At 61.3% G+C, this 18,627-nt stretch carries 17 protein-coding genes; 11 read left to right on the top strand and 6 right to left on the bottom strand.

The annotated features are described in order from the left end of the window. Positions 1 to 196: 196 nt before the first annotated feature. The 9 genes from AAEZ06_RS19440 (at position 197) to AAEZ06_RS19400 (ending at position 9,604) form a co-directional block, all read left to right on the top strand. Positions 197 to 1,399, top strand: a complete 1,203-nt coding sequence (locus AAEZ06_RS19440) for an ABC transporter substrate-binding protein (RefSeq protein WP_350615725.1) — start codon at positions 197 to 199, stop codon at positions 1,397 to 1,399. Positions 1,400 to 1,467: 68 nt separating this feature from the next. Next, positions 1,468 to 2,328, top strand: coding sequence for a branched-chain amino acid ABC transporter permease (locus AAEZ06_RS19435; RefSeq protein ID WP_003215751.1), 861 nt, complete (start codon positions 1,468 to 1,470; stop codon positions 2,326 to 2,328). Between the two features lies 1 nt (position 2,329). Next, complete coding sequence (locus AAEZ06_RS19430; protein WP_350615722.1) at positions 2,330 to 3,340, top strand: branched-chain amino acid ABC transporter permease; 1,011 nt, start codon at positions 2,330 to 2,332, stop codon at positions 3,338 to 3,340. After that, positions 3,337 to 4,086 carry an ABC transporter ATP-binding protein gene (locus AAEZ06_RS19425; protein ID WP_149413163.1) on the top strand — a complete coding sequence of 250 codons (750 nt, stop codon included), beginning with the start codon at positions 3,337 to 3,339 and terminating at the stop codon, positions 4,084 to 4,086. The genes AAEZ06_RS19430 and AAEZ06_RS19425 overlap by 4 nt, the downstream gene beginning before the upstream one ends. After that, positions 4,086 to 4,781 (top strand): ABC transporter ATP-binding protein, encoded by a 696-nt coding sequence (locus AAEZ06_RS19420; protein WP_149413164.1) that lies wholly within the window; start codon positions 4,086 to 4,088, stop codon positions 4,779 to 4,781. The genes AAEZ06_RS19425 and AAEZ06_RS19420 overlap by 1 nt, the downstream gene beginning before the upstream one ends. Before the next feature lie 13 nt (positions 4,782 to 4,794). After that, on the top strand, positions 4,795 to 6,075 hold the full coding sequence (locus tag AAEZ06_RS19415) for a Zn-dependent hydrolase (protein ID WP_149413165.1): 1,281 nt from the start codon (positions 4,795 to 4,797) through the stop codon (positions 6,073 to 6,075). Continuing rightward, positions 6,072 to 7,475 carry an amidase gene (locus tag AAEZ06_RS19410; protein ID WP_149413166.1) on the top strand — a complete coding sequence of 468 codons (1,404 nt, stop codon included), beginning with the start codon at positions 6,072 to 6,074 and terminating at the stop codon, positions 7,473 to 7,475. The genes AAEZ06_RS19415 and AAEZ06_RS19410 overlap by 4 nt, the downstream gene beginning before the upstream one ends. 176 nt (positions 7,476 to 7,651) lie before the next feature. Next, the gene (locus AAEZ06_RS19405; RefSeq protein WP_350615855.1) at positions 7,652 to 8,515 is read left to right on the top strand and encodes a LysR family transcriptional regulator; all 864 of its coding nucleotides are present in this window, start codon (positions 7,652 to 7,654) and stop codon (positions 8,513 to 8,515) included. Positions 8,516 to 8,599: 84 nt separating this feature from the next. Next, positions 8,600 to 9,604 (top strand): LacI family DNA-binding transcriptional regulator, encoded by a 1,005-nt coding sequence (locus AAEZ06_RS19400; protein ID WP_149413167.1) that lies wholly within the window; start codon positions 8,600 to 8,602, stop codon positions 9,602 to 9,604. Here AAEZ06_RS19400 and AAEZ06_RS19395 read toward each other — a convergent pair. The 6 genes from AAEZ06_RS19395 to AAEZ06_RS19370 form a co-directional block, all read right to left on the bottom strand. Continuing rightward, positions 9,601 to 10,326 carry an SDR family oxidoreductase gene (locus AAEZ06_RS19395; RefSeq protein ID WP_350615718.1) on the bottom strand — a complete coding sequence of 242 codons (726 nt, stop codon included), beginning with the start codon at positions 10,324 to 10,326 and terminating at the stop codon, positions 9,601 to 9,603. The two genes, AAEZ06_RS19400 and AAEZ06_RS19395, sit on opposite strands and share 4 nt — an antisense overlap. A gap of 49 nt (positions 10,327 to 10,375) precedes the next feature. Beyond that, positions 10,376 to 11,908 carry an FGGY-family carbohydrate kinase gene (locus AAEZ06_RS19390; RefSeq protein ID WP_350615716.1) on the bottom strand — a complete coding sequence of 511 codons (1,533 nt, stop codon included), beginning with the start codon at positions 11,906 to 11,908 and terminating at the stop codon, positions 10,376 to 10,378. Positions 11,909 to 11,912: 4 nt separating this feature from the next. Next, complete coding sequence (locus AAEZ06_RS19385; protein ID WP_350615853.1) at positions 11,913 to 13,004, bottom strand: alcohol dehydrogenase catalytic domain-containing protein; 1,092 nt, start codon at positions 13,002 to 13,004, stop codon at positions 11,913 to 11,915. Between the two features lie 73 nt (positions 13,005 to 13,077). Beyond that, positions 13,078 to 14,070 (bottom strand): ABC transporter permease, encoded by a 993-nt coding sequence (locus AAEZ06_RS19380; protein ID WP_149413170.1) that lies wholly within the window; start codon positions 14,068 to 14,070, stop codon positions 13,078 to 13,080. Continuing rightward, positions 14,036 to 15,544 (bottom strand): sugar ABC transporter ATP-binding protein, encoded by a 1,509-nt coding sequence (locus AAEZ06_RS19375; protein WP_350615713.1) that lies wholly within the window; start codon positions 15,542 to 15,544, stop codon positions 14,036 to 14,038. The genes AAEZ06_RS19380 and AAEZ06_RS19375 overlap by 35 nt, the downstream gene beginning before the upstream one ends. Before the next feature lie 63 nt (positions 15,545 to 15,607). Then, positions 15,608 to 16,534, bottom strand: coding sequence for a substrate-binding domain-containing protein (locus tag AAEZ06_RS19370; protein WP_149413172.1), 927 nt, complete (start codon positions 16,532 to 16,534; stop codon positions 15,608 to 15,610). 261 nt (positions 16,535 to 16,795) lie between these two features. Between AAEZ06_RS19370 and AAEZ06_RS19365 the strand changes: the two genes are divergently transcribed. Together AAEZ06_RS19365 and AAEZ06_RS19360 are read left to right on the top strand one after the other, a co-directional pair. Then, positions 16,796 to 17,482: a sterol desaturase family protein gene (locus AAEZ06_RS19365; protein ID WP_350615710.1), complete on the top strand. Its 687-nt coding sequence runs from the start codon at positions 16,796 to 16,798 to the stop codon at positions 17,480 to 17,482. Then, a complete protein-coding gene (locus AAEZ06_RS19360) occupies positions 17,479 to 18,576 on the top strand; it encodes an SMP-30/gluconolactonase/LRE family protein (RefSeq protein WP_149413174.1) in 1,098 nt (365 codons plus the stop codon). The genes AAEZ06_RS19365 and AAEZ06_RS19360 overlap by 4 nt, the downstream gene beginning before the upstream one ends. Positions 18,577 to 18,627 lie beyond the last annotated feature (51 nt).

The following is an 18,627-nucleotide window of genomic DNA, read 5'->3' as shown; positions in this document are numbered from 1 at the left end:
CCTGTAGGAGCCAGCTTGCTCGCGAGGGTCGTTAACGATAACGCGGGAAATCTGATGCCCATCGGCGCGCTCGGGTTTCTCGCGAGCAAGCTCGCTCCTACATAAGACCCACCCCAATAAAAGGCCTGCCCACAGGCCGTGATGCGCCGTTTTGCCATTGCCACTCCTGCCAATAACTAAACCAGGGAGTCACCCCATGCAGCGTCGTACGTTGTTGAAAGCCAGCCTCACCGCCGCAGCCGCCCTCAGCCTTCCGTTGAGTGTGCGCTCTGCATTTGCCGCCGAGCCGTTTACCTTTTATGGCCTCAAGTCCATGTCTGGCGCCTTTGCCAGTTATGGCAAGTTTGCCGACATGGGTTCACGCCTGGCGGTGGAACAGCATCCCGAACTATTGGGTCGCCCGCTGAACTACAAGGTGATCGACACCGAAGGCAATGCCGGCAAGGCGGTGCGCAAAGTTCAGGAAGCGATTCAGCAGGACGGCGCGCGGTTCTTCCAGGGGTGTACCCTGTCGTCCTCGGCGCTGGCAGTGGCCAAGGAAGTGGGCAAGGCCGGAGGTGTATTCATGACCCCGGTGGGCGCCGATGAAGTCACCGGAAAAGACTGCAACAGTGCAACCTTCCGCTGGTCGGTGCCAACCTACGGTGCGATCCGCGAAACCATCGTGCCGCTGATCAAGTTACTGCCCGATGCCAAGCGCTGGTACACCATCACCCCGCAATATGTGTTCGGTGAAGCGCTTCTGGAAGGGGCCAAGTCGGTACTCGCCGAACATGGCCTGGAGCACTGCGGCAACAGCTATCACTCGTTACAGGAACAGGAATTCTCCGGCTACCTGACCAACGCCATCGCCGCCAAACCCGACGTGCTGGTGCTGCTCAATTTCGGCAGCCAGTCGTCCAATACCCTGCGCCAGGCAGTCAACTTCGGCATCAAGGAACGCATGAAAGTGCTGCTGGTATGGTCCGCCGGACTCGACCAGTTCCAGGAACTGGGCAGCGACCTTCTCGACGGCGTGTACCTTGGCGCGCAGTACTGGCACCAGGTCAACACCCCGCTCAACCGCGAGCTGGTGAAACTGACCCAAGCCAAATACGGCATCAACCCCACCTACCCTCTGGCCGCTGACTACATCAGCACCAAAGTCATGCTCGACACCATCATCGCCACCGGCAGTTTCGACGGGCCGACCGTGGCCAAGGCCATGCAGGGCCTCAGTTACGAAGGGCCGACCGGCAAGGAATCGATCCGTGCCGGCGACCACCAGGTGATCAAGGACTACTACCTGCTGGTGGGCAAGGCCGCTGGCGATATGGCCGACAAGGACGACCTAGCCAAGGTGATCAGTTCCGGCCAATCGTTCCCGCCGGTAGAGGCCACCGGCTGCGTGCTCGGCTGATCCGCTAAACCATTACCGGTAACACACGACAGGGCCGCTCGGGCGGCCTCCTGTTCGAGGATTCCTGCATGCTCAATCTTTACCTGTTCCAGATACTCAACGGCCTCGGGCTGGGGATGATCTACTTCCTGATCGCGGTCGGGCTGACGATCATTTTCGGCCTGCTGAACTTCGTCAACTTCGCCCACGGTGCGTTTTTCCTGCTGGGCGCCTACATCTGCTACACCGCCGTCAGCCTCACCGGCAGCTTCTGGCTGGCCCTGCTGATCGCGCCGCTGGTGGTGGCTGCCCTGGCCTGGGTGATCGAGCGATTATTGATCCAGCGGATTTACCACTTGCCGCACATGTTCCAGATTCTGGTGACCTTAGGGATCGCGCTAATCATCCAGGAAGCCAGCGTGATGATCTGGGGCCCAGTGGGCAAAAGCGTCGCCGTGCCCGAATTGCTGCGAGGCGTGCTGGTGGTGGGTGATTTCGTCTACCCCTACTACCGCCTGTTCCTGATTGTCTTTTCAGGGCTGGTGGGCCTGGGCCTGTGGCTGCTGCTGGAGCGCACGCGCTTCGGTGCCCTGGTGCGTGCCGGCAGTGAAAGCACCGAAACCGTATCGCTGCTGGGCACCAACATCTTTCGCCTGTTCTCCATGACCTTCGCCCTCGGCGTCGCCCTGGCCGGCGTTGCCGGTGTGCTGTTTGCCCCGTTGCGCGGCGCCCAGCCCTTTGTCGGCCCGGAAATCCTCGGCGTCGCCTTCGTCGTAGTGGTGATCGGCGGCATGGGTTCCTTCAGCGGTGCCCTGGTGGGCGGTTTGCTGGTGGGCGTGGTGCAAAGCCTGATGACCACACTCTGGCCCCAGGGTGCGAGCCTGATGATCTACGGCGCAATGGCCGTGGTGATTCTGGTACGCCCTTACGGCCTGTTTGGGAGAGCCTGACATGAGCGAGAAAAACCCCCTGCCGTTCGCCAAGACCCAGTCGCGCTATATGCTGCTGTTAGTGCTTGCGGTGTTGATCGGTCTGCCGTTGGTCCTGCCTTCGGCGACCCTGGCCACCGAGATCCTGATCTTCGCCATGGCCGCCCTGGCCTGCAACCTGCTCCTGGGCTACACCGGGCTGCTGTCGTTCGGCCAAGGCATCTTCTTCGGTGCCGGGGCGTATTGCGCGGCGCTGTTGATGATCCACCTGCAACTGGGCCTGTTCAGCGCGCTTTTAGGCGCAGCGGTGGCCGGCGGTTTCCTGGCTTTTTTGGTCGGTGCCCTGGCGATCCGCCGTACCGGCATCTACTTCGTGATGCTGACCCTGGCGTTCAGTCAGATGGCCTACTTTATCGCCTACACCTTGAGCGACTGGACCGGTGGTGACAACGGCCTGCTCAGCGTGCCGCGCCCGGAGATCCGTATCGGTGAAACCGTGCTGCTTTCACTGACCGATGCCCGCGCGTTCTATGGCTTTGTCGCGGTGCTGTTCCTGCTGATTTTCATCGGCGCACGCCGGGTGATTGCCTCGCCGTTCGGCAGCACCCTGATGGCGATCCGTGAAAACGAAACCCGCGCCTCGGCCATCGGCTACGACACCCGCCACTTCAAGATTCTGGTGTTCGTATTGTCCGGCGCGGTGACCGGGATTGCCGGTGCGCTGTACGCCATGCTCCTGCACTTTGTGCCGCTGTCGAACATCGACCTGGCGATGTCCGAGAACATCCTGATCATGACCATCGTCGGCGGCACCGGTTCGCTATTTGGTTCGCTGTTGGGAGCCGGTTCCATCGTACTGCTGGGGGATTTCCTTTCCGACCTGTGGCCGCGTTGGCTGATGCTGCTGGGGGTGATTCTGATCCTGGTGGTGATCTTTATGCGCGGTGGTTTGTGGGGCGGTTTGTCGTCGCTGTTCGAGCGGCTGCGCGGCCATCGTAAAACCAGCGTCGAAACCAAGGAGAAGCTGTCATGAGCATCCTGTTGGAAACCAAGAATCTGGAACTGGCCTACGGCGCCTTCCACGCGGTAAATGGCGTCAACCTCAAGGTCGAAGCCGGCACCATCCACACCATCATTGGCCCCAACGGCGCTGGCAAGACCAGCCTGTTTCACTGTCTGACCGGCGAGCGACAGGCCACTGCCGGGGCGATTCATTTCGACGGCAAGAACCTGATGCGCAAGCCGGCCCACAGCCGCGTGGGCCTGGGCATGGCCCGTTCGTTCCAGCTCACCAGCCTGTTCCAAAACCTCAGCGTGCGGGAAAACCTGCGCCTGGCCGCACAAGGGCGCGACGGGATGAAAGCGCTAAACTTCTGGCGTCGGGTCGACAGCAAACGCGAACACCTGGAGATGGCCGATCAGGTATTGGAACGCCTGCAACTCACCGCCCGCGCCGAGACCCTGGCCGGCGAGTTGTCCCACGGCCAGCAACGGGTGCTGGAAGTGGGCATGTCGATCTGCTCGAAACCGAAACTGCTGATGCTTGATGAACCCACTTCGGGGATGGGCATCGACGACATTCCGATCATGACCCAACTGATCAGCGACCTCGGTCGTGACCATACGGTGCTGTTGATCGAGCACAACATGAGCATCGTCATGTCCATCAGCCAAACCATCACGGTGATGAGCCACGGCCAAATCCTGGTGGAAGGCCCACCGCAATTGGTCCGTGCCGATGAGCGCGTGCGCAGCGCCTACCTGGGAGAAGCCGCCTGATGCTGACCGTCGACAATATCCACTCCTACTACGACAAGAGCCACGTCCTCGAAGGCGTGTCCCTGACCGTCAACCCCGGCGAACTGGTGACCCTGCTAGGGCGCAACGGTGCCGGCAAGACCACCACCCTGCGCAGCATCCTGGGGATTATCTGCCCGCGCCAGGGCCAAATTCACTTCAATGGCCAGCCGCTGGTGGGGCAGAAAATCTTTGAAATTGCCCGCCAGGGCCTGGCGTTGGTGCCAGAAAATCGAGGGATTTTCCGCCTGCTCACCGTCGAGGAAAACCTGCGCATTGCAGTGCGCAAGACCAGTCGCTGGCAGATGGAAGATGTCTACGCCATGTTCCCGCGCCTCAAGGAACGCCGCAAAAACGCCGGCCATGCACTGTCTGGCGGCGAGCAACAGATGCTCGCCATCGCCCGCGCCCTGCTCAACGATCCCAAGCTACTGATTCTCGATGAACCCACCGAAGGCCTGGCCCCGGTGATCGTCGACGAACTGGTGAAGATCCTGCGCAAGGTCAAGGACGACGGCCTGCCGGTGCTGCTGGTGGAACAGAACCTGATGGTCTGCGACAAGCTCGCCGACCGCCATTACGTCCTCGAACAAGGCCGCGTGGTCTACGAAGGCAGCGCCGAAGCCTTCCGCGCGGACCCGACGATCAAGAACCGTTATTTGGCCCTGAGTGCCTGACCGGAGATTCCTTATGAACAGCTCTGTGGATTTGTCCAACCCACTCGATAGCAATGCGCCGTTGATCAATGGCGAGCGCTTGTGGCAGTCGCTGATGGACCTGGCGCGCCTGGGCGCCACACCAAAAGGCGGCGTGTGTCGCCTGGCCCTTACCGACCTCGATCGCCAGGCCCGCGACCTGTTTGTGCAGTGGTGCAAGGCGGCTGGTTGCACTGTCAGCGTCGATGCCATCGGCAATATTTTCGCCCGCCGCGACGGGAGTGATCCGAACCTTGCGCCAGTGATGACCGGCAGCCATATCGACACCCAGCCTACCGGCGGCAAGTTCGACGGCTGCTATGGGGTGATGGCTGGCCTGGAAGTGATCCGCACCTTGAATGACTTGAATGTGCAGACCCAGGCGCCGATCGAGGTGGTGGTGTGGACCAACGAGGAAGGCTCGCGTTTCCCACCGTGCATGATGGGTTCCGGGGTGTTTGCCGGGAAGTTTGACTTGCAGGACACCCTCGACAAACAAGACGAGCAAGGCCTGTCGGTGGGCGCCGAATTGCAGCGTATCGGCTACGCCGGTTCCCGCGCTGTGCTGGGTCACCCGGTTGGCGCCTACTTTGAGGCGCATATCGAGCAAGGCCCGGTGCTGGAAGATCAGGCCATCACCGTCGGTGTGGTCATGGGTTGTCTGGGCCAGAAGTGGTTCGACCTGACGCTGAACGGCGTCGAGGCCCACGCCGGACCGACACCAATGCACCTGCGCAAGGACGCCCTGGTGGGCGCTGCGCAAGTGGTCAGCGCGGTAAACCGCATCGCCCATGAACAACAACCCCACGCCTGCGGCACCGTCGGCTGCCTGAGTTTGCATCCGGGTTCGCGCAACGTAATTCCCGGCCAGGTGCACATGACCATCGACCTGCGCCACCTGCACGCCGACAAGCTGCAAGCCATGGTCGATGAAGTGCGCCAAGTGATCGAGGCCACTGCCCGGCAACACGGCCTGACCTTTGAGCTGACGCCTACCGCCGACTTCCCACCGTTGGACTTCAATCCAGCCTGCGTCAACGCCGTGCGCGATGCTGCCACCGCCCTGGGCTTGAGCCATATGGACATCGTCAGCGGCGCCGGGCATGACGCGATTTTCGTCGCCGAACTGGGCCCGGCGGGGATGATTTTTGTACCGTGCGAAGGCGGCATCAGCCACAACGAAATCGAAAACGCCGCGCCGGATGATCTGGCGGCGGGCTGCGCGGTGTTGCTGCGGGCCATGGTTAATGCGGCGCAGGGAGGTAAAGCACCATGACTGATATTGCCAACCTGACGGCCGTCGAATTGCTGGCCCGCTACCGGGATAAAACCCTGTCGCCGGTAGAGGCGACCGAAGATGCGCTGTTGCGTATCGAGCGCTACAACCCGGCGGTCAACGCTTACTGCCATGTCGACCCCGAGGGCGCACTGCACGCCGCACGGGCTTCGGAACAACGCTGGTTCAAGGGCCAACCCTGCGGCGCCCTCGACGGTGTACCGTCGTCCATCAAAGACCTGACATTGACCGTCGGCATGCCCACTCGCAAGGGCTCACGCACCTCAAATGCCGATGGGCCGTGGGACGTCGACGCGCCCTTCTCGGCGTTTATGCGCAAGGCCGGAGCGGTGCTGCTGGGCAAGACCACCACCCCGGAATTCGGCTGGAAAGGCGTCACTGATAACCCGCTGTACGGCGTCACCCGCAACCCGTGGGACACGCGGATGACGGCTGGCGGTTCGTCCGGCGGTGCGGGTGCTGCTGCGGCACTGAACCTGGGCGTGCTGCACCAGGGCAGTGATGCCGGTGGCTCGATCCGCATTCCCTGCGCCTTTACCGGCACCTTTGGCATCAAGCCGACCTTTGGTTATGTGCCGCAGTGGCCAGCCAGTTCCATGACCATCCTGTCCCACCTGGGGCCGATGACCCGCACCGTGGAAGACGCGGTGTTGATACTGCAAACCGTCGCGCAACCCGATGCACGGGATGGCTTGATCGGCGCACCCCGCACCACCCCGTGGTTGCAGGACGGCACGGACTTGAAGGGCTTACGCATCGCCTACAGCCCGAACTTCGGTTATGTGCAGGTCGATCCGCAAGTGGCCAAGGTGGTCGCCCAGGCGGTCGAAGGCCTGGTGCAACTGGGCGCCCATGTCGAACAGATCGACCCCGGCTTCAGCGATCCATTGGAGGTGTTCAATACCCTGTGGTTCGCTGGCGCGGCGCGCTTGACCGGGCAACTGACCAGCGCCCAATGCGAGCTGATCGACCCAGGCCTGCTGCGCATCGCGCAATTGGGCGAGCGGATCAGCCTGAGCGACTACAGCGCCGCCCTGGAAGCACGGGCCGCTTTGGTGGCGCGTATGGCTGCCTTTCATGAGCATTACGATGTCCTGGTGTCACCGATGATGCCCATCACCGCCTTCGAAGCCGGCCACAACGTGCCGCCGGGTTCCGGGCTGGACGAATGGATGGAATGGACGCCGTTCACCTACCCCTTCAACCTGACCCAGCAGCCGGCGGCATCAGTGCCCTGCGGCTTGGCGGCCAATGGTTTGCCGGTGGGGTTGCATGTAGTGGGCGCGCGGTTTGCCGATGAGCAGGTGCTGCGAGTGTGCCGGGCGTATGCGAGGGCGTTTCCTGCCAAGCACTTGCAGGCCCCGCGTTTTTTGGGCTGAAATATGATCAACGGGTGGGAGGGGTTATTGAGTACATATCCGTTGCTGCGGTAACGGATATGTACTCAATCAAATCCAGCATCTCCCGGCCGGCTACCAGGCCGCCATCGAAGGCAAGCCAGCCCCCACATTTGATCTGCTCTACAATGCTCGTCCTACTCACCCTCGGGACCGACATGGACATCGAACTGGCACGCACCTTCCTGGAAATAACCCGCTGCGGCAGCCTGGCCGCCGCGGCCGAGAAACTCCATGTCACCCAGACCGCCATCACCGCCCGCGTGCAAAAGCTGGAAAGCCAACTCGACAGCACGCTGTTCGTGCGCAACCGTGCCGGCGCCCGGCTGACCGCAGACGGTGAGGCCTTCGTGGTGTATGCCAATCAGTTGGTACAGACCTGGGAAGCGGCGCGCCGCGACCTGCCGCTGCCGGACGGTTACCGCAACGTGCTGCACATCGGTGGCGAAGTCAGCCTGTGCAACCCGCTGATGCTCAGTTGGGCCCAGGCCCTGCGCGAACACATCCCCGGCCATGCCCTGCGCACGGAAATCCGCGACGGTGAATACCTGTTGCGCCAATTGGAACTGGGAGTACTGGATGCTGCGCTGGTGTTCCAGCCGCAGTACTGGCCGGGGTTACAGGTGGAACAAGTGCTGGAAGAGAAGTTGATCCAGGTGCGGCTGGTGGCTCGGCCCGATCCCTATGTGTATATCGACTGGGGCCCGGGTTTCCGTAAGCAGCACGACGCGGCCTTGCCGGACAAGGCGCGGGCGGCGGTGAGTTTCAATCTTGGGCCGTTGGCGTTGCAGTACATTCTGGAGAACGGCGGCGCCGGGTATTTTCGCACGCGGGTGGTACAGAGTTATCTCGACAGTGGGGTGATGGAGCGGGTGCCCAAGGCGCCGGAGTTTGGTTTCCCCACCTACCTGGTGTATTCGCGAGAGCGCGATTGTGCGGTGTTGCAACAGGCGCTGGTGTTGCTTCGAGGCGTGGTCAAGGCGGAAAGTGATTGGTCACAGCGCTGGGACCCGGTGATTTGAGCCACGGGTTGCCAGCGCACATGCTAGCCTGCTGGTGCTTTCCAACTGCCGCACTTTTCCGGACCACCCAAGCATGCCCTGCCGATGAACAAGAAAAAATCCGTCACCATCAGCGACATCGCCAAACGGGTCAATATGACCACCATCACGGTTTCCCGGGCGCTAAACAAACCTGATCAGGTCAAGCCCGCCACCCTGGCGCGGATTCTTGAGGTGGCGCGGGAACTGGACTATGTGCCCAATGCCTTCGCCCGCGGACTCAAACGTAGCGAGAGCCTGATCATCGGCGTCATCACTGCATCGGTGGACAACCCCTTTTATAGCGAGATGATCAAGGCCATCTCCCGTGAAGCGAAAAAGTACGGCTACACCATCATGCTGGTGGACACCGACGAGCTGGAAGAACTGGAAAGCAAGGCCGTCGACACGCTGCTGGGATACCGGGTGGCGGGGATCATTTTGTCACCCGTCTCCGACGAACCCAGCTATCAGCCGGATTACCTGGAGCGCCTGAGCAATGGCAAGACCCCGGTGGTGCTGCTTGATCGCACAATCCATGACAGCCCGTTCAGCCGCGTGGTGCTGGACAACTACCACAGTGGCATCGAGGCCGCGCAATACCTGCTGCGCCAGAACCCGGCGCTCAAGCGCTTGCTGGTGTTGACCGGGCCACAACACTCACGGATCACCGAGGAGCGGCTCAAAGGCTTGCGTGTGGTACTGGCCGAGCATCCCCAGGTGCAGGTCGAGGTGTTTGCCGGTGACTACACCCTGGAACCGTCCTATCAAAGCACCCTGGCCTACCTGGCCGAACACTCGGCACCAGACGCAATCATGGGCTTCAACCAGTTGATCACCCTCGGCGCCTTGAAGGCCTTGCGGGTACACGGCATCCCCCACGAAAGCCTGACCATCTGCGGCATCGACCGCCTGCCCTTCGCCGATATCTTTGGCGTGCCGATTGCCTGTGTCGCCCATGATGCCTCGCTGGCGGGCAGCAGTGCGGTACGGCTGTTGCTTGATCGCCTCGAAGACCCGCACAAGCCCCGGGACAAGGTGGTCATTGCCGGCAAGCTGGAGAACGGCTAGCGGCTGGTGTAGCCACCGTCGATGGGCAGGCTGACGCCGCTGATCATGCTGGCGGCATCGCTCAGCAGAAACAGCACCGGCAATGCCACTTCGACCGTCTCGGCAAAACGCCCCAGGGGAATCGCCGCCAAGGCCGGATCGCGCTTGGCCGGATCGGACCAGGCTTGTTGCGCCATGGGCGTCAGGGTCACGGTGGGGTTGACGCTGTTAACCCGAATCCCGAAACGCCCCCATTCGGCACATTGCACGCGGGTGATTGCATCCAGCGCGGCCTTGGAGGCGCAATAGCCGAGGTGATCGTCCAGCGCCACCAGCGAGGCCTGGCTGGACACGTTGACGATACTGCCGGCGATCTTCGACTTGATCATCAACGCCGCCACCCGACTGGCAACTTGCGCCGCCGCACGGGCATTGACGTTCATCACCAGGTCAAATGCCTCGCTGCTGATGGCCGCTGCCGGCTCCAGGCGCGATATACCCGCACAGTTGACCAGCCCGTGCATCGGCGGCAGGCCTTGCAGGGCCTGGTCCAGGGCCGCGCTGTCGGCGATATCCAGGCACAGGGTTTCACAGCCCAGTTGAGACAAGGCGCTGGCGTCACGGCCAAGGGCAAACACCTGGGCGCCGCTGGCGATCAGTTGCAGGGCAATCTCCCGACCGATGCCGCTGCTGGCGCCGGTGACGAGGATGCGCTGGAGGGTGAAGTCAAAAATTGCGTTCATGGTTCACGGCCCTAAAACGATGGAGATCCAGTGTGGGATGGGTGTTCGCTTAACCCTTTTGCAAGCTGTGCATCACGGGTTTCAACGCCGGGTACAGCTTCAAATAGTCAGCAAATACCCGGTCATACGCCTGAACATTTTCCGCATCAGGCTCAGCCCTCAATTCCAACTGCACCCATCCCCGCTCCATCTGCCCCTCATCCACCAAACCGACCGAATGCGCGGCCAACAACGCCGCGCCCAAGGCCGCTTCCACCTCCTGGACGATGGTGTACACCGGGTAATGAGTGATGTCGGCAATGATCTGCATCCACAGATCCGAATGGCTCGCCCCGCCCACCACAATCAGCCGCGGGTCGAGGGAATACGCCCCACGAGTACCCGCTTCGATATTGTGGCGCAGGGCAAAACTCACCCCTTCCAGCACCGCTCGATACAGGTGGATGCGGCTGTGATAGAGGTTCAGGCCGACAAAACTGCCACTGGCCCGGTCATCCCACACCGGGCTGCGCTCACCCATCAGGTAAGGCAGGAACAACAGCCCTTCACTGCCCGCCGGGATCTTCGCTGCGCTCTGTTCCAGCAGCCACAGGCTGTCCTGGCCGGTCTGCTGCGCCTGTTGCTCCTCGGCCTGGCAGAACTGCTCGCGAAACCAGTTGACCGACGCCCCGGCGGTGATTGCGCCGCCAAAGATGTATAGGTCCTGATGGCCGTTATAGACGTGAGGCATGCTCACCAAACCATGGCGGGCATCCACCTGCTGATTGAGATAACCCCAGCACATGCTCGTGCCAATCATCGCCACATGATTACCCGGCCGAGTCACCCCGGCGGCCAGTGTGGCCATGGCGGCATCAACGCCCCCGGCAAGAATCGGCGTACCCGCCCGCAAGCCCAGGCGCTGCGCCCACTCTTGCAGCAAACCGCCCACTACTTCACCGGAATACAGCAACCGCTCCGGCATCATCGCCAACGGAATTTCCAGCGCCGCCAACATCTCGGCGGACCAGCCGCGCCGCGCCACATCGTAGACGCCGCCGATATTGCCGGCACTGCTGTGGTCCACCGCCAACTCACCGCTCAGGCAGTAATTGATATAGCTGTTGGGCGGCAGCAGGTATCGCGTGCTGGCCCAGGCTTCGGGCCGGTGCTGCTTGAGCCAGAGCATCTTGGTGAAGCCGTAGTAGCTGTCCACCGAGTTGCCGGTGATCGCGAACAAGCGCTCAAGGTCGACATGCTCACGCACCCATTCCACCTGCTCACCGGCACGACGGTCCATCCAGATCAGGCACGGGTGCAGCGGCTCGATTTGCGCGTCCACGGCAATCCCCGAACCGCCGTAAAGACTGCTGATGCACAGCGCCTTGACCGCCTCCTTCGCCACGCCGGCCTTGCCCATGCACTGGGCAACACAGGTTTCGACCGCATCCAGCCAGACCTGCGGCCATTGCTCGGCCCAGCGCACCTTCGGGGTATCCACGCGATAAGCCTGGCTATGCTGGGCGATGATCCGGCCCTGGCCATCGACCAATAGTGCCTTGGTGCTCTGGGTGCCGATATCCACACCGATGACGTAGTCCATGCTTTTACTCATGGGGAGGCTGCGCCGGCTTCAACAGGACTTTGATCGACTTCACCGAGTTGGCCAGGTCAAACGCTTCGGCCCAACTGTCCAGCGGGAAGTCATGGGTCACGATGCCCTTGGAGGTCACCAGGCCACGCTCGAACAGGTCGATGGCCACCGGGTAGCAATAAGGTCCCAGGTGCGCGCCGCGCACGTCCAGCTCCTTGCGGTCGCCAATGATCGACCAGTCGGCGCTGGTCTCGGCGCCAAACACACTGAACTCGACAAAACGCCCCAGTTTGCGGATCAACTCCAGGCCCTGGGTAACGCCCACTGGCACGCCGGTGGTTTCGATGTACACGTCGCAGCCATAGTTGTCGGTGAGGCCATTGATGATCTCCCGAGCGTTGTCCCGGGACGGGTTGATCACCACATCGGCGCCAAATTTTTTCGCCAGTTCCAGGCGTTCGTCCACCATGTCGATCACCACCAGTTTTTTCGGGGTTTTCAGCGCAGCCACCTGGACCATGCACAGCCCAAGGGTGCCGGCACCGGCAATCACCAGTACGTCGTCGAGCTGGATTTCACCTCGGTTGACGGTGTGAATTGCGCAGGACATCGGCTCGATCAGCGCCGAATCCTCCAGGGACACCGACTCCGGGATCTTGTGCACAATGGCGGTCTTGGGGATACGCATGTACTGGGCCATGCCGCCTTCCGCCACTTCCCGCTGGAAACCGAAGATGTTGTGTACTTCGCACATCCAGTACTTGCCGGACTTGCAGAAACGACACTTGTCGCAGGGCACGATCTGCTCGGCGATTACCTTGTCGCCGACCTTGACCTCGAAGTGTTCCTCGGCGCCCTCGCCCACCTGTACCACGTAACCGAAAAACTCATGCCCTGGCACCACCGGCGCCTTGACCCACGGGTTGTCGCCGCCCCAGAACATTGCCGCACCGGAATGGCATTTGCAGTCACTGGCGCAAATCCCGCAGGCGGCAATGCGGATCACCAGTTCATTGGGACGTGCCTGGGGTTTGCCGATGAGTTCCAGGCGGTAGTCTTTCGGGCCGTGGCAGACGACGGCTTGCATTTGGCTGTGCTTATCCATGGTGTTCTGACCTTTTTTGAGCATGAAGGAGTCCGTCGCGGCCAGCGGGCCGCGCCGAGAAAACGTAGTGGGTTTACTTGTGGCGCTGACGGCTGATAAAGATCGCCAGCAAAATGATCCCGCCCTTGATCACACTCTGAACGTAGGGCGAAACCCCGAGCATGTTCAAACCGTTGTTCAGCACCCCCAGCAGCATGGCGCCGAGCAAGGTGCCGACAATCACTCCGCGCCCACCGGCAATCGAGGCACCACCGAGGACCACGGCGGCAATGGCATCCAGTTCAAACGAAACCCCGGCGTTGGGCTGGCCACTCATCAGCCGTGAGGTCAGCACCAGCCCGGCAATCGCCGCCGTCAGGCCGCTGATGCCATACACCAACAACTTGAACCGCGCCGCCCGTACCCCAGACAAACGCACCGCTTCTTCGTTGCCGCCAATGGCGTAGATGTAGCGGCCAATACGGGTGTGTTGCAGCAGCACATAGGCCAGCAGGTAGGTCACCAGCATGATCAGGATTGGCACCTGTATGCCGAACAGGCTTTCGCGGCCGAAGAAACCGAACCAGTCCGGCAAGCCGGAAATCGGGTAGCCATCGGTGTACATCAAGCCGAACCCACGGGCGATGCCCATGGTCGCCAAGGTGACGATGATTGGCGGCATGTGCAGGTAGGCGACAAACAAACCATTGCCAATGCCAAACGCCACGCCGACCAACATCCCGGCGCCAATCGCCAGCCCTGGCGGCAAGCCCGCGACCATCAAGCCGGCGGTCAAGGTGCCAGACAAGGCCATCACCGGCCCGACCGACAAATCGATACCGCCGGTGAGAATCACGCAGGTCATGCCCACCGCGATAATCGCGTTGATCGACACTTGGCGAGCGATATTCGAAAGATTGTTGACGGTGAGAAAATTGTCGCTGGCAACGATCATCACCAACGTAACCACCAGCAGCCCGACAAACGGATAAAATGCCGGAGAACGGATCAGCCGCGCCAGGTTCAGGCGCAGCCGGGCGGTCCCGACCGTATCAATGGACGTATTCACTTGAGCCCCCTGTTGCATGGCGCATGACCTCTTGAGGATTGACGGCGGACGCTTCCAGTACCTTGACGATGGCGCCCTTGTGGAACACGGCGACGCGGTCGCACATGCCGATGACTTCCGGCAACTCCGAGGAAATCATGATGATTGCGTAGCCTTGTTCGGTGAGGCTGCGCATCAGTGCATAGATCTGTGCCTTGGCGCCGACGTCGATGCCACGGGTGGGTTCGTCGAACACCAGCACATCGCAGTGGTGGTTGATCCAGCGGGCAATCACCACTTTCTGCTGGTTGCCACCGCTGAGGTTGAACACCCGGCTTTCACCGCTGGGCGCCTTGATCGACAACTGGCGCATCAACGTTTCGACGCTGGCGCATTCCTTGTCCTTATCGATCAGGCCGCTGTGGCCCTGGTACTTGCGCAAGTTGTTGAGGGAGATGTTTTCGCGAATGCTGAAATCGGTGATCAGCCCTTCGCTCTTGCGGCTTTCCGGCAGCAGGCCGATGCCGTGAGCCAAGGCCTGGGCCGGGTCATCGAGGGTGACTTTTTCACCCCGCAGCCACACGTCTTTGCTCACCGACGGCAGCGCACCCATCATGCCCAGCGCCAATTCGGTGCGGCCGGAGCCCACCAGGCCGGCAAAGCCGAGGATCTCGCCCTTATGCAACTGGAACTGGTTATGCGGCCCGTTGCGCACCAACTGGATGTCCTTGACCTCCAGCAGCAACGGCCCGCGCTCGCTGGCGGCCTTGGGCGGGAAGCTGCACTCCAGGCGCCGGCCCACCATCATCTCCACCAGACGGTCGATATCGCTGTCAGCCACGTCGGTGACGCCGACATTGCCGCCGTCGCGCAACACGCTGATGCGATCGCAGACCTGGAAAATCTCCTCCAGGTGATGGGAAATAAAAATCACCGCCACGCCCTGGCGCTTGAGTTCACGCATGATGTCGAACAACAGCTCGGCTTCATTCGGTGTAAGCGTCGCGGTGGGCTCATCGAGCACCAGCAACCGCGCATCCAGGGCCAGGGCCTTGGCAATCTCGACGAACTGCTGCTCGGCCACACTCAGGTGCCTGACCGCGCATTGCAGGTCAATGGACACCCCCAGGCGTTGGAATAGAGCGGCCGAGGCGTCATGCATCTCACGTTTGCGCAACAGGCCGAAGCGGTTGCTCAGCTCATGCCCGAGGAAGATATTTTCCACCGCGGTCAGGTAGGGAATCAGGCTGAATTCCTGGAACACGATACCGATCCCGGCGGCAATCGCATCGCGGTAGGTCGCAAATTGCTGCACTTGACCGTCAATCAGAATCCGCCCTTCATCCTGATGCTCGACACCGCCGAGGATCTTCATCAGGGTTGATTTGCCGGCGCCATTCTCCCCCAGCAACGCATGAATCTCACCCCGCTCCACCTGCAGGCCGATGCCCTTGAGAGCTTGCACGCCCGGGTAGCGCTTACAGATGTTTTCCAGCTTCAGCAGACTGCTCATACCGCCGACCTCTTATGCAGAAGGATGACCTTGGCCCCCCTGGTGATAGGGGGCCAAGGGGGATTACCAACTGAAGTCTTTGGCCTTGGCCTGGTCGATCAGGGCAATGTCCACCGGAATGCTGGCAGGCACCTGCGACCCCCACTTCTTGGCCAGGGCAATGCCCAGGGCCAGGCGGATCTGATCACGGGGGTATTGCGCCGAGGTGGCGATGAACTTGCTGCCGGGCTTGAGGATAGCCTTGATCGCTTCCGGCGCACCGTCGACGCTCACCAGCTTGACGTCCAGGCCGCTGGCTTCGATGGCCGACAGAGCACCGAGGGAGCCGTTGTCGTTGACGCTGAAGATACCCTTGAGGTTGGGTTGGGCCTGGAGCATGTTCTCGGTGACCGTCAACGCCTGGTCACGCTCCTGCTTGCCGTTCTGGATACTGACAATCTTGATGTCCGGATGCTTGCCCACGGCCTCCTTGCAACCCCGCACCCGCTCCAGGATCGGCACCACCGCGATGCCGTCGAGGATCGCAATATTGCCTTGGTTACCGATGTGCTTGGCCAGGTACTCACACGCCTGGAACCCGGCGTCGAAGTTCTTCGAACCAACAAAGGAATCCAGCGGACCTTCGGCCTGGGCGTCCACCGCCACCACCACGACACCCGCGGCGTGGGCGGACTTGACGGCAGACTGCACGCCCACTGAGTCGGTGGGGTTGATCAGGAGGATGTCGATGCCTTTTTGCAGCATGTCTTCGACGTCGCTGACCTGCTTGGACACATCGTGGCGGGCGTCGGTGATGATCAACTGCGCACCGATCGTCGCCCCGGCTTCCTGCAGGGCGTCTTTCATGGTGACGAAGTAAGGGTTGTTGATTTCCTGGAAGGACGCACCGATGCGGATGGGTGCGGATTTGGTGTCGGCCTGCGCCAGGGTGGCGGTGCCAATATTGATACTTAAAGCCAGCAAACACAGGGTTTTCGGAAGCGTTTTCATGGCGAGGATCTCTGTTTTGTTTTTATTTTTAGAGCAAATGTTATCGTTAACATTTTGCGAGAAGCTAGCAAAGAAATGGGGGGGTCGCAAGTCTTCTGTTCTTCTTGATGGGGGTAGCTGACCGGGGGGTGTTTGACTGGGTGCATATCCGGTACCGCAGCAACAGATATGTACTCCGCCCCGATCGGCTATCAGCCCGCGCATAATCCCCACAACCAACTAACCTCACCCCCAATAAAAAAACAACAACGAGCCCCGCCCATGAACCACCCCACCGAGGCCTTCCGCACCCGCTATCGCGCCAGCGTCCACCCCCGCTACAACCCCTGGCTGCATGCCAGTTTCGTACTGGGTTACGGCCTGCTATGCATCACCCTATCCTGGCGCAGCACCCACCAGATCCAGCCTTGGGAATGGCTGACCATCCCCCTGGCCCTGGTGTTCTTCAACCTGTGCATCTACCTCATCCACCGCTACCTGGGCCACCACAAACACGGCTTTGCCAAGCTGTTCTACGCCCGCCACACCGGCGACCACCACAGCTTTTTCACCCCCGGCCACATGACCTACGACAGCCCGAAAGACTGGCGAGTGATCCTGTTCCCCACCTGGCTGATCGTCCTTCACAGCCTGGCCATTACCCTGCCTGCCTGGTGGCTGCTCAAACAGCTGAACCCCAACGTCGCCGGGTTGTTCGCCGGGTGCATGATCCTCGGCTACCTGCTCTATGAAATTTTCCATGCCTGCGAACACCTGCACGAGAACCATCCCCTGGCCCGCCTGCCATGGATCAAGCAGATGCGCCAGTTGCACGCGCTGCATCACCGCCGCGAACTGATGCAAAGTCGCAACTTCAATATCGTGCTGCCGCTGATGGATTACCTGTTCGGCACCCTGCACTGGGAGCCGGCCGCCCCTCAACCCCAAGACTCACGGAAATTGTCATGAGTACCCGTTCAAGAAAAGTTCGCCATTTACTCCTGCTGATCCTGATTGTGGTCGTTGCCTTCCTGCTGTTGATGCCCACCAAGGTCCAGCCCGTCAACTGGTCGCCCCCCAAGGCGCCGTCGATGAAGGATGGGCCCTTCGCCGAAAACCAGCGCCTCAAGGACGTGCAACGCATCGGCGCCCAGGAGATCGCCGGGCCCGAAGCGTTGCTGGTGGATGCCCAGGGGTTTCTCATTACCGGCCTGCATGACGGCCGCATCATCCGCACCTCGCCCGAAAGCAAAACCCTGGAAGTGCTGGCCAATACCGGTGGCCGTCCCTTGGGCCTGGCACTGCACCCGGACGGTCGCCTGATCATTGCCGACGGTGTCAAAGGCCTACTGGCCCTGGATACCCAGCACAAGCTCACCACCCTGAGCACCAGTGCCAACGGCCTGCCGTTCGGTTTTACCGATGACGTTACCGTGGACGCTGCCGGGCGTTATGCCTACTTCAGCGATGCGTCGAGCCGCTGGGGTTATGGCGAGGACGGTGAAGCAGTGATCGAACACGGCGGCGATGGTCGACTGTTGCGCTACGACTTCAGCAACAACCAGACCGAGGTGCTGCTCGATCAGTTGCAGTTCGCCAATGGCGTGGCGTTGGGCCCTGACGAGAACTATGTACTGGTCAACGAAACCGGTGCCTATCGCATCAGCCGCTATTGGCTCAAGGGCGGCAAGGCTGGCACCCATGACCTGTTTATCGACAACCTGCCGGGGCTGCCGGACAACCTCAGTTTCAACGGCCAGGACCGTTTCTGGGTGGCCCTGTATTCGCCGCGCAACCCGCTGCTCGATGGCTTTGCTGGTTATCCGCTGATGCGCAAAGTGATGGTGCGAGCGCTGATGGTGGTGCCCAAGCCGATAGAGCGCAAAGCCTTTGTCCTGGGGCTTGACGTCAATGGCCAGGTAATCGCCAACCTGCAGGATGGCAGCGCCGGCAACTATTCACCCATCACCACCGCCCGTGAATATGGCGACTGGCTCTACCTGGGCTCGCTGAAGAACACCAGCATGGCACGCTTGCCGATGAAGCTGGCGCTGGCGCACTAACGAAAAAAAGGTAGTTGTCGAACTTTAGCGAGGCTACGTTGGCCGCAACAC

The organism is Pseudomonas sp. HY7a-MNA-CIBAN-0227 (genome assembly GCF_040310325.1).
Classification (GTDB): domain Bacteria; phylum Pseudomonadota; class Gammaproteobacteria; order Pseudomonadales; family Pseudomonadaceae; genus Aquipseudomonas.
This window is presented reverse-complemented; position numbering and strand designations above follow the sequence as displayed.

Coding starts and splice junctions, on each gene's coding strand:
- AAEZ06_RS19425 (WP_149413163.1), top strand. CDS start 3,337: ATGAGCATCCTGTTGGAAACCAAGAATCTGGAACTGGCCTACGGCGCC.
- AAEZ06_RS19385 (WP_350615853.1), bottom strand. CDS start 13,004: ATGGATAAGCACAGCCAAATGCAAGCCGTCGTCTGCCACGGCCCGAAA.
- AAEZ06_RS19440 (WP_350615725.1), top strand. CDS start 197: ATGCAGCGTCGTACGTTGTTGAAAGCCAGCCTCACCGCCGCAGCCGCC.
- AAEZ06_RS19435 (WP_003215751.1), top strand. CDS start 1,468: ATGCTCAATCTTTACCTGTTCCAGATACTCAACGGCCTCGGGCTGGGG.
- AAEZ06_RS19395 (WP_350615718.1), bottom strand. CDS start 10,326: ATGAACGCAATTTTTGACTTCACCCTCCAGCGCATCCTCGTCACCGGC.
- AAEZ06_RS19365 (WP_350615710.1), top strand. CDS start 16,796: ATGAACCACCCCACCGAGGCCTTCCGCACCCGCTATCGCGCCAGCGTC.
- AAEZ06_RS19405 (WP_350615855.1), top strand. CDS start 7,652: ATGGACATCGAACTGGCACGCACCTTCCTGGAAATAACCCGCTGCGGC.
- AAEZ06_RS19410 (WP_149413166.1), top strand. CDS start 6,072: ATGACTGATATTGCCAACCTGACGGCCGTCGAATTGCTGGCCCGCTAC.
- AAEZ06_RS19375 (WP_350615713.1), bottom strand. CDS start 15,544: ATGAGCAGTCTGCTGAAGCTGGAAAACATCTGTAAGCGCTACCCGGGC.
- AAEZ06_RS19430 (WP_350615722.1), top strand. CDS start 2,330: ATGAGCGAGAAAAACCCCCTGCCGTTCGCCAAGACCCAGTCGCGCTAT.
- AAEZ06_RS19360 (WP_149413174.1), top strand. CDS start 17,479: ATGAGTACCCGTTCAAGAAAAGTTCGCCATTTACTCCTGCTGATCCTG.
- AAEZ06_RS19400 (WP_149413167.1), top strand. CDS start 8,600: ATGAACAAGAAAAAATCCGTCACCATCAGCGACATCGCCAAACGGGTC.
- AAEZ06_RS19415 (WP_149413165.1), top strand. CDS start 4,795: ATGAACAGCTCTGTGGATTTGTCCAACCCACTCGATAGCAATGCGCCG.
- AAEZ06_RS19370 (WP_149413172.1), bottom strand. CDS start 16,534: ATGAAAACGCTTCCGAAAACCCTGTGTTTGCTGGCTTTAAGTATCAAT.
- AAEZ06_RS19390 (WP_350615716.1), bottom strand. CDS start 11,908: ATGGACTACGTCATCGGTGTGGATATCGGCACCCAGAGCACCAAGGCA.
- AAEZ06_RS19380 (WP_149413170.1), bottom strand. CDS start 14,070: ATGCAACAGGGGGCTCAAGTGAATACGTCCATTGATACGGTCGGGACC.
- AAEZ06_RS19420 (WP_149413164.1), top strand. CDS start 4,086: ATGCTGACCGTCGACAATATCCACTCCTACTACGACAAGAGCCACGTC.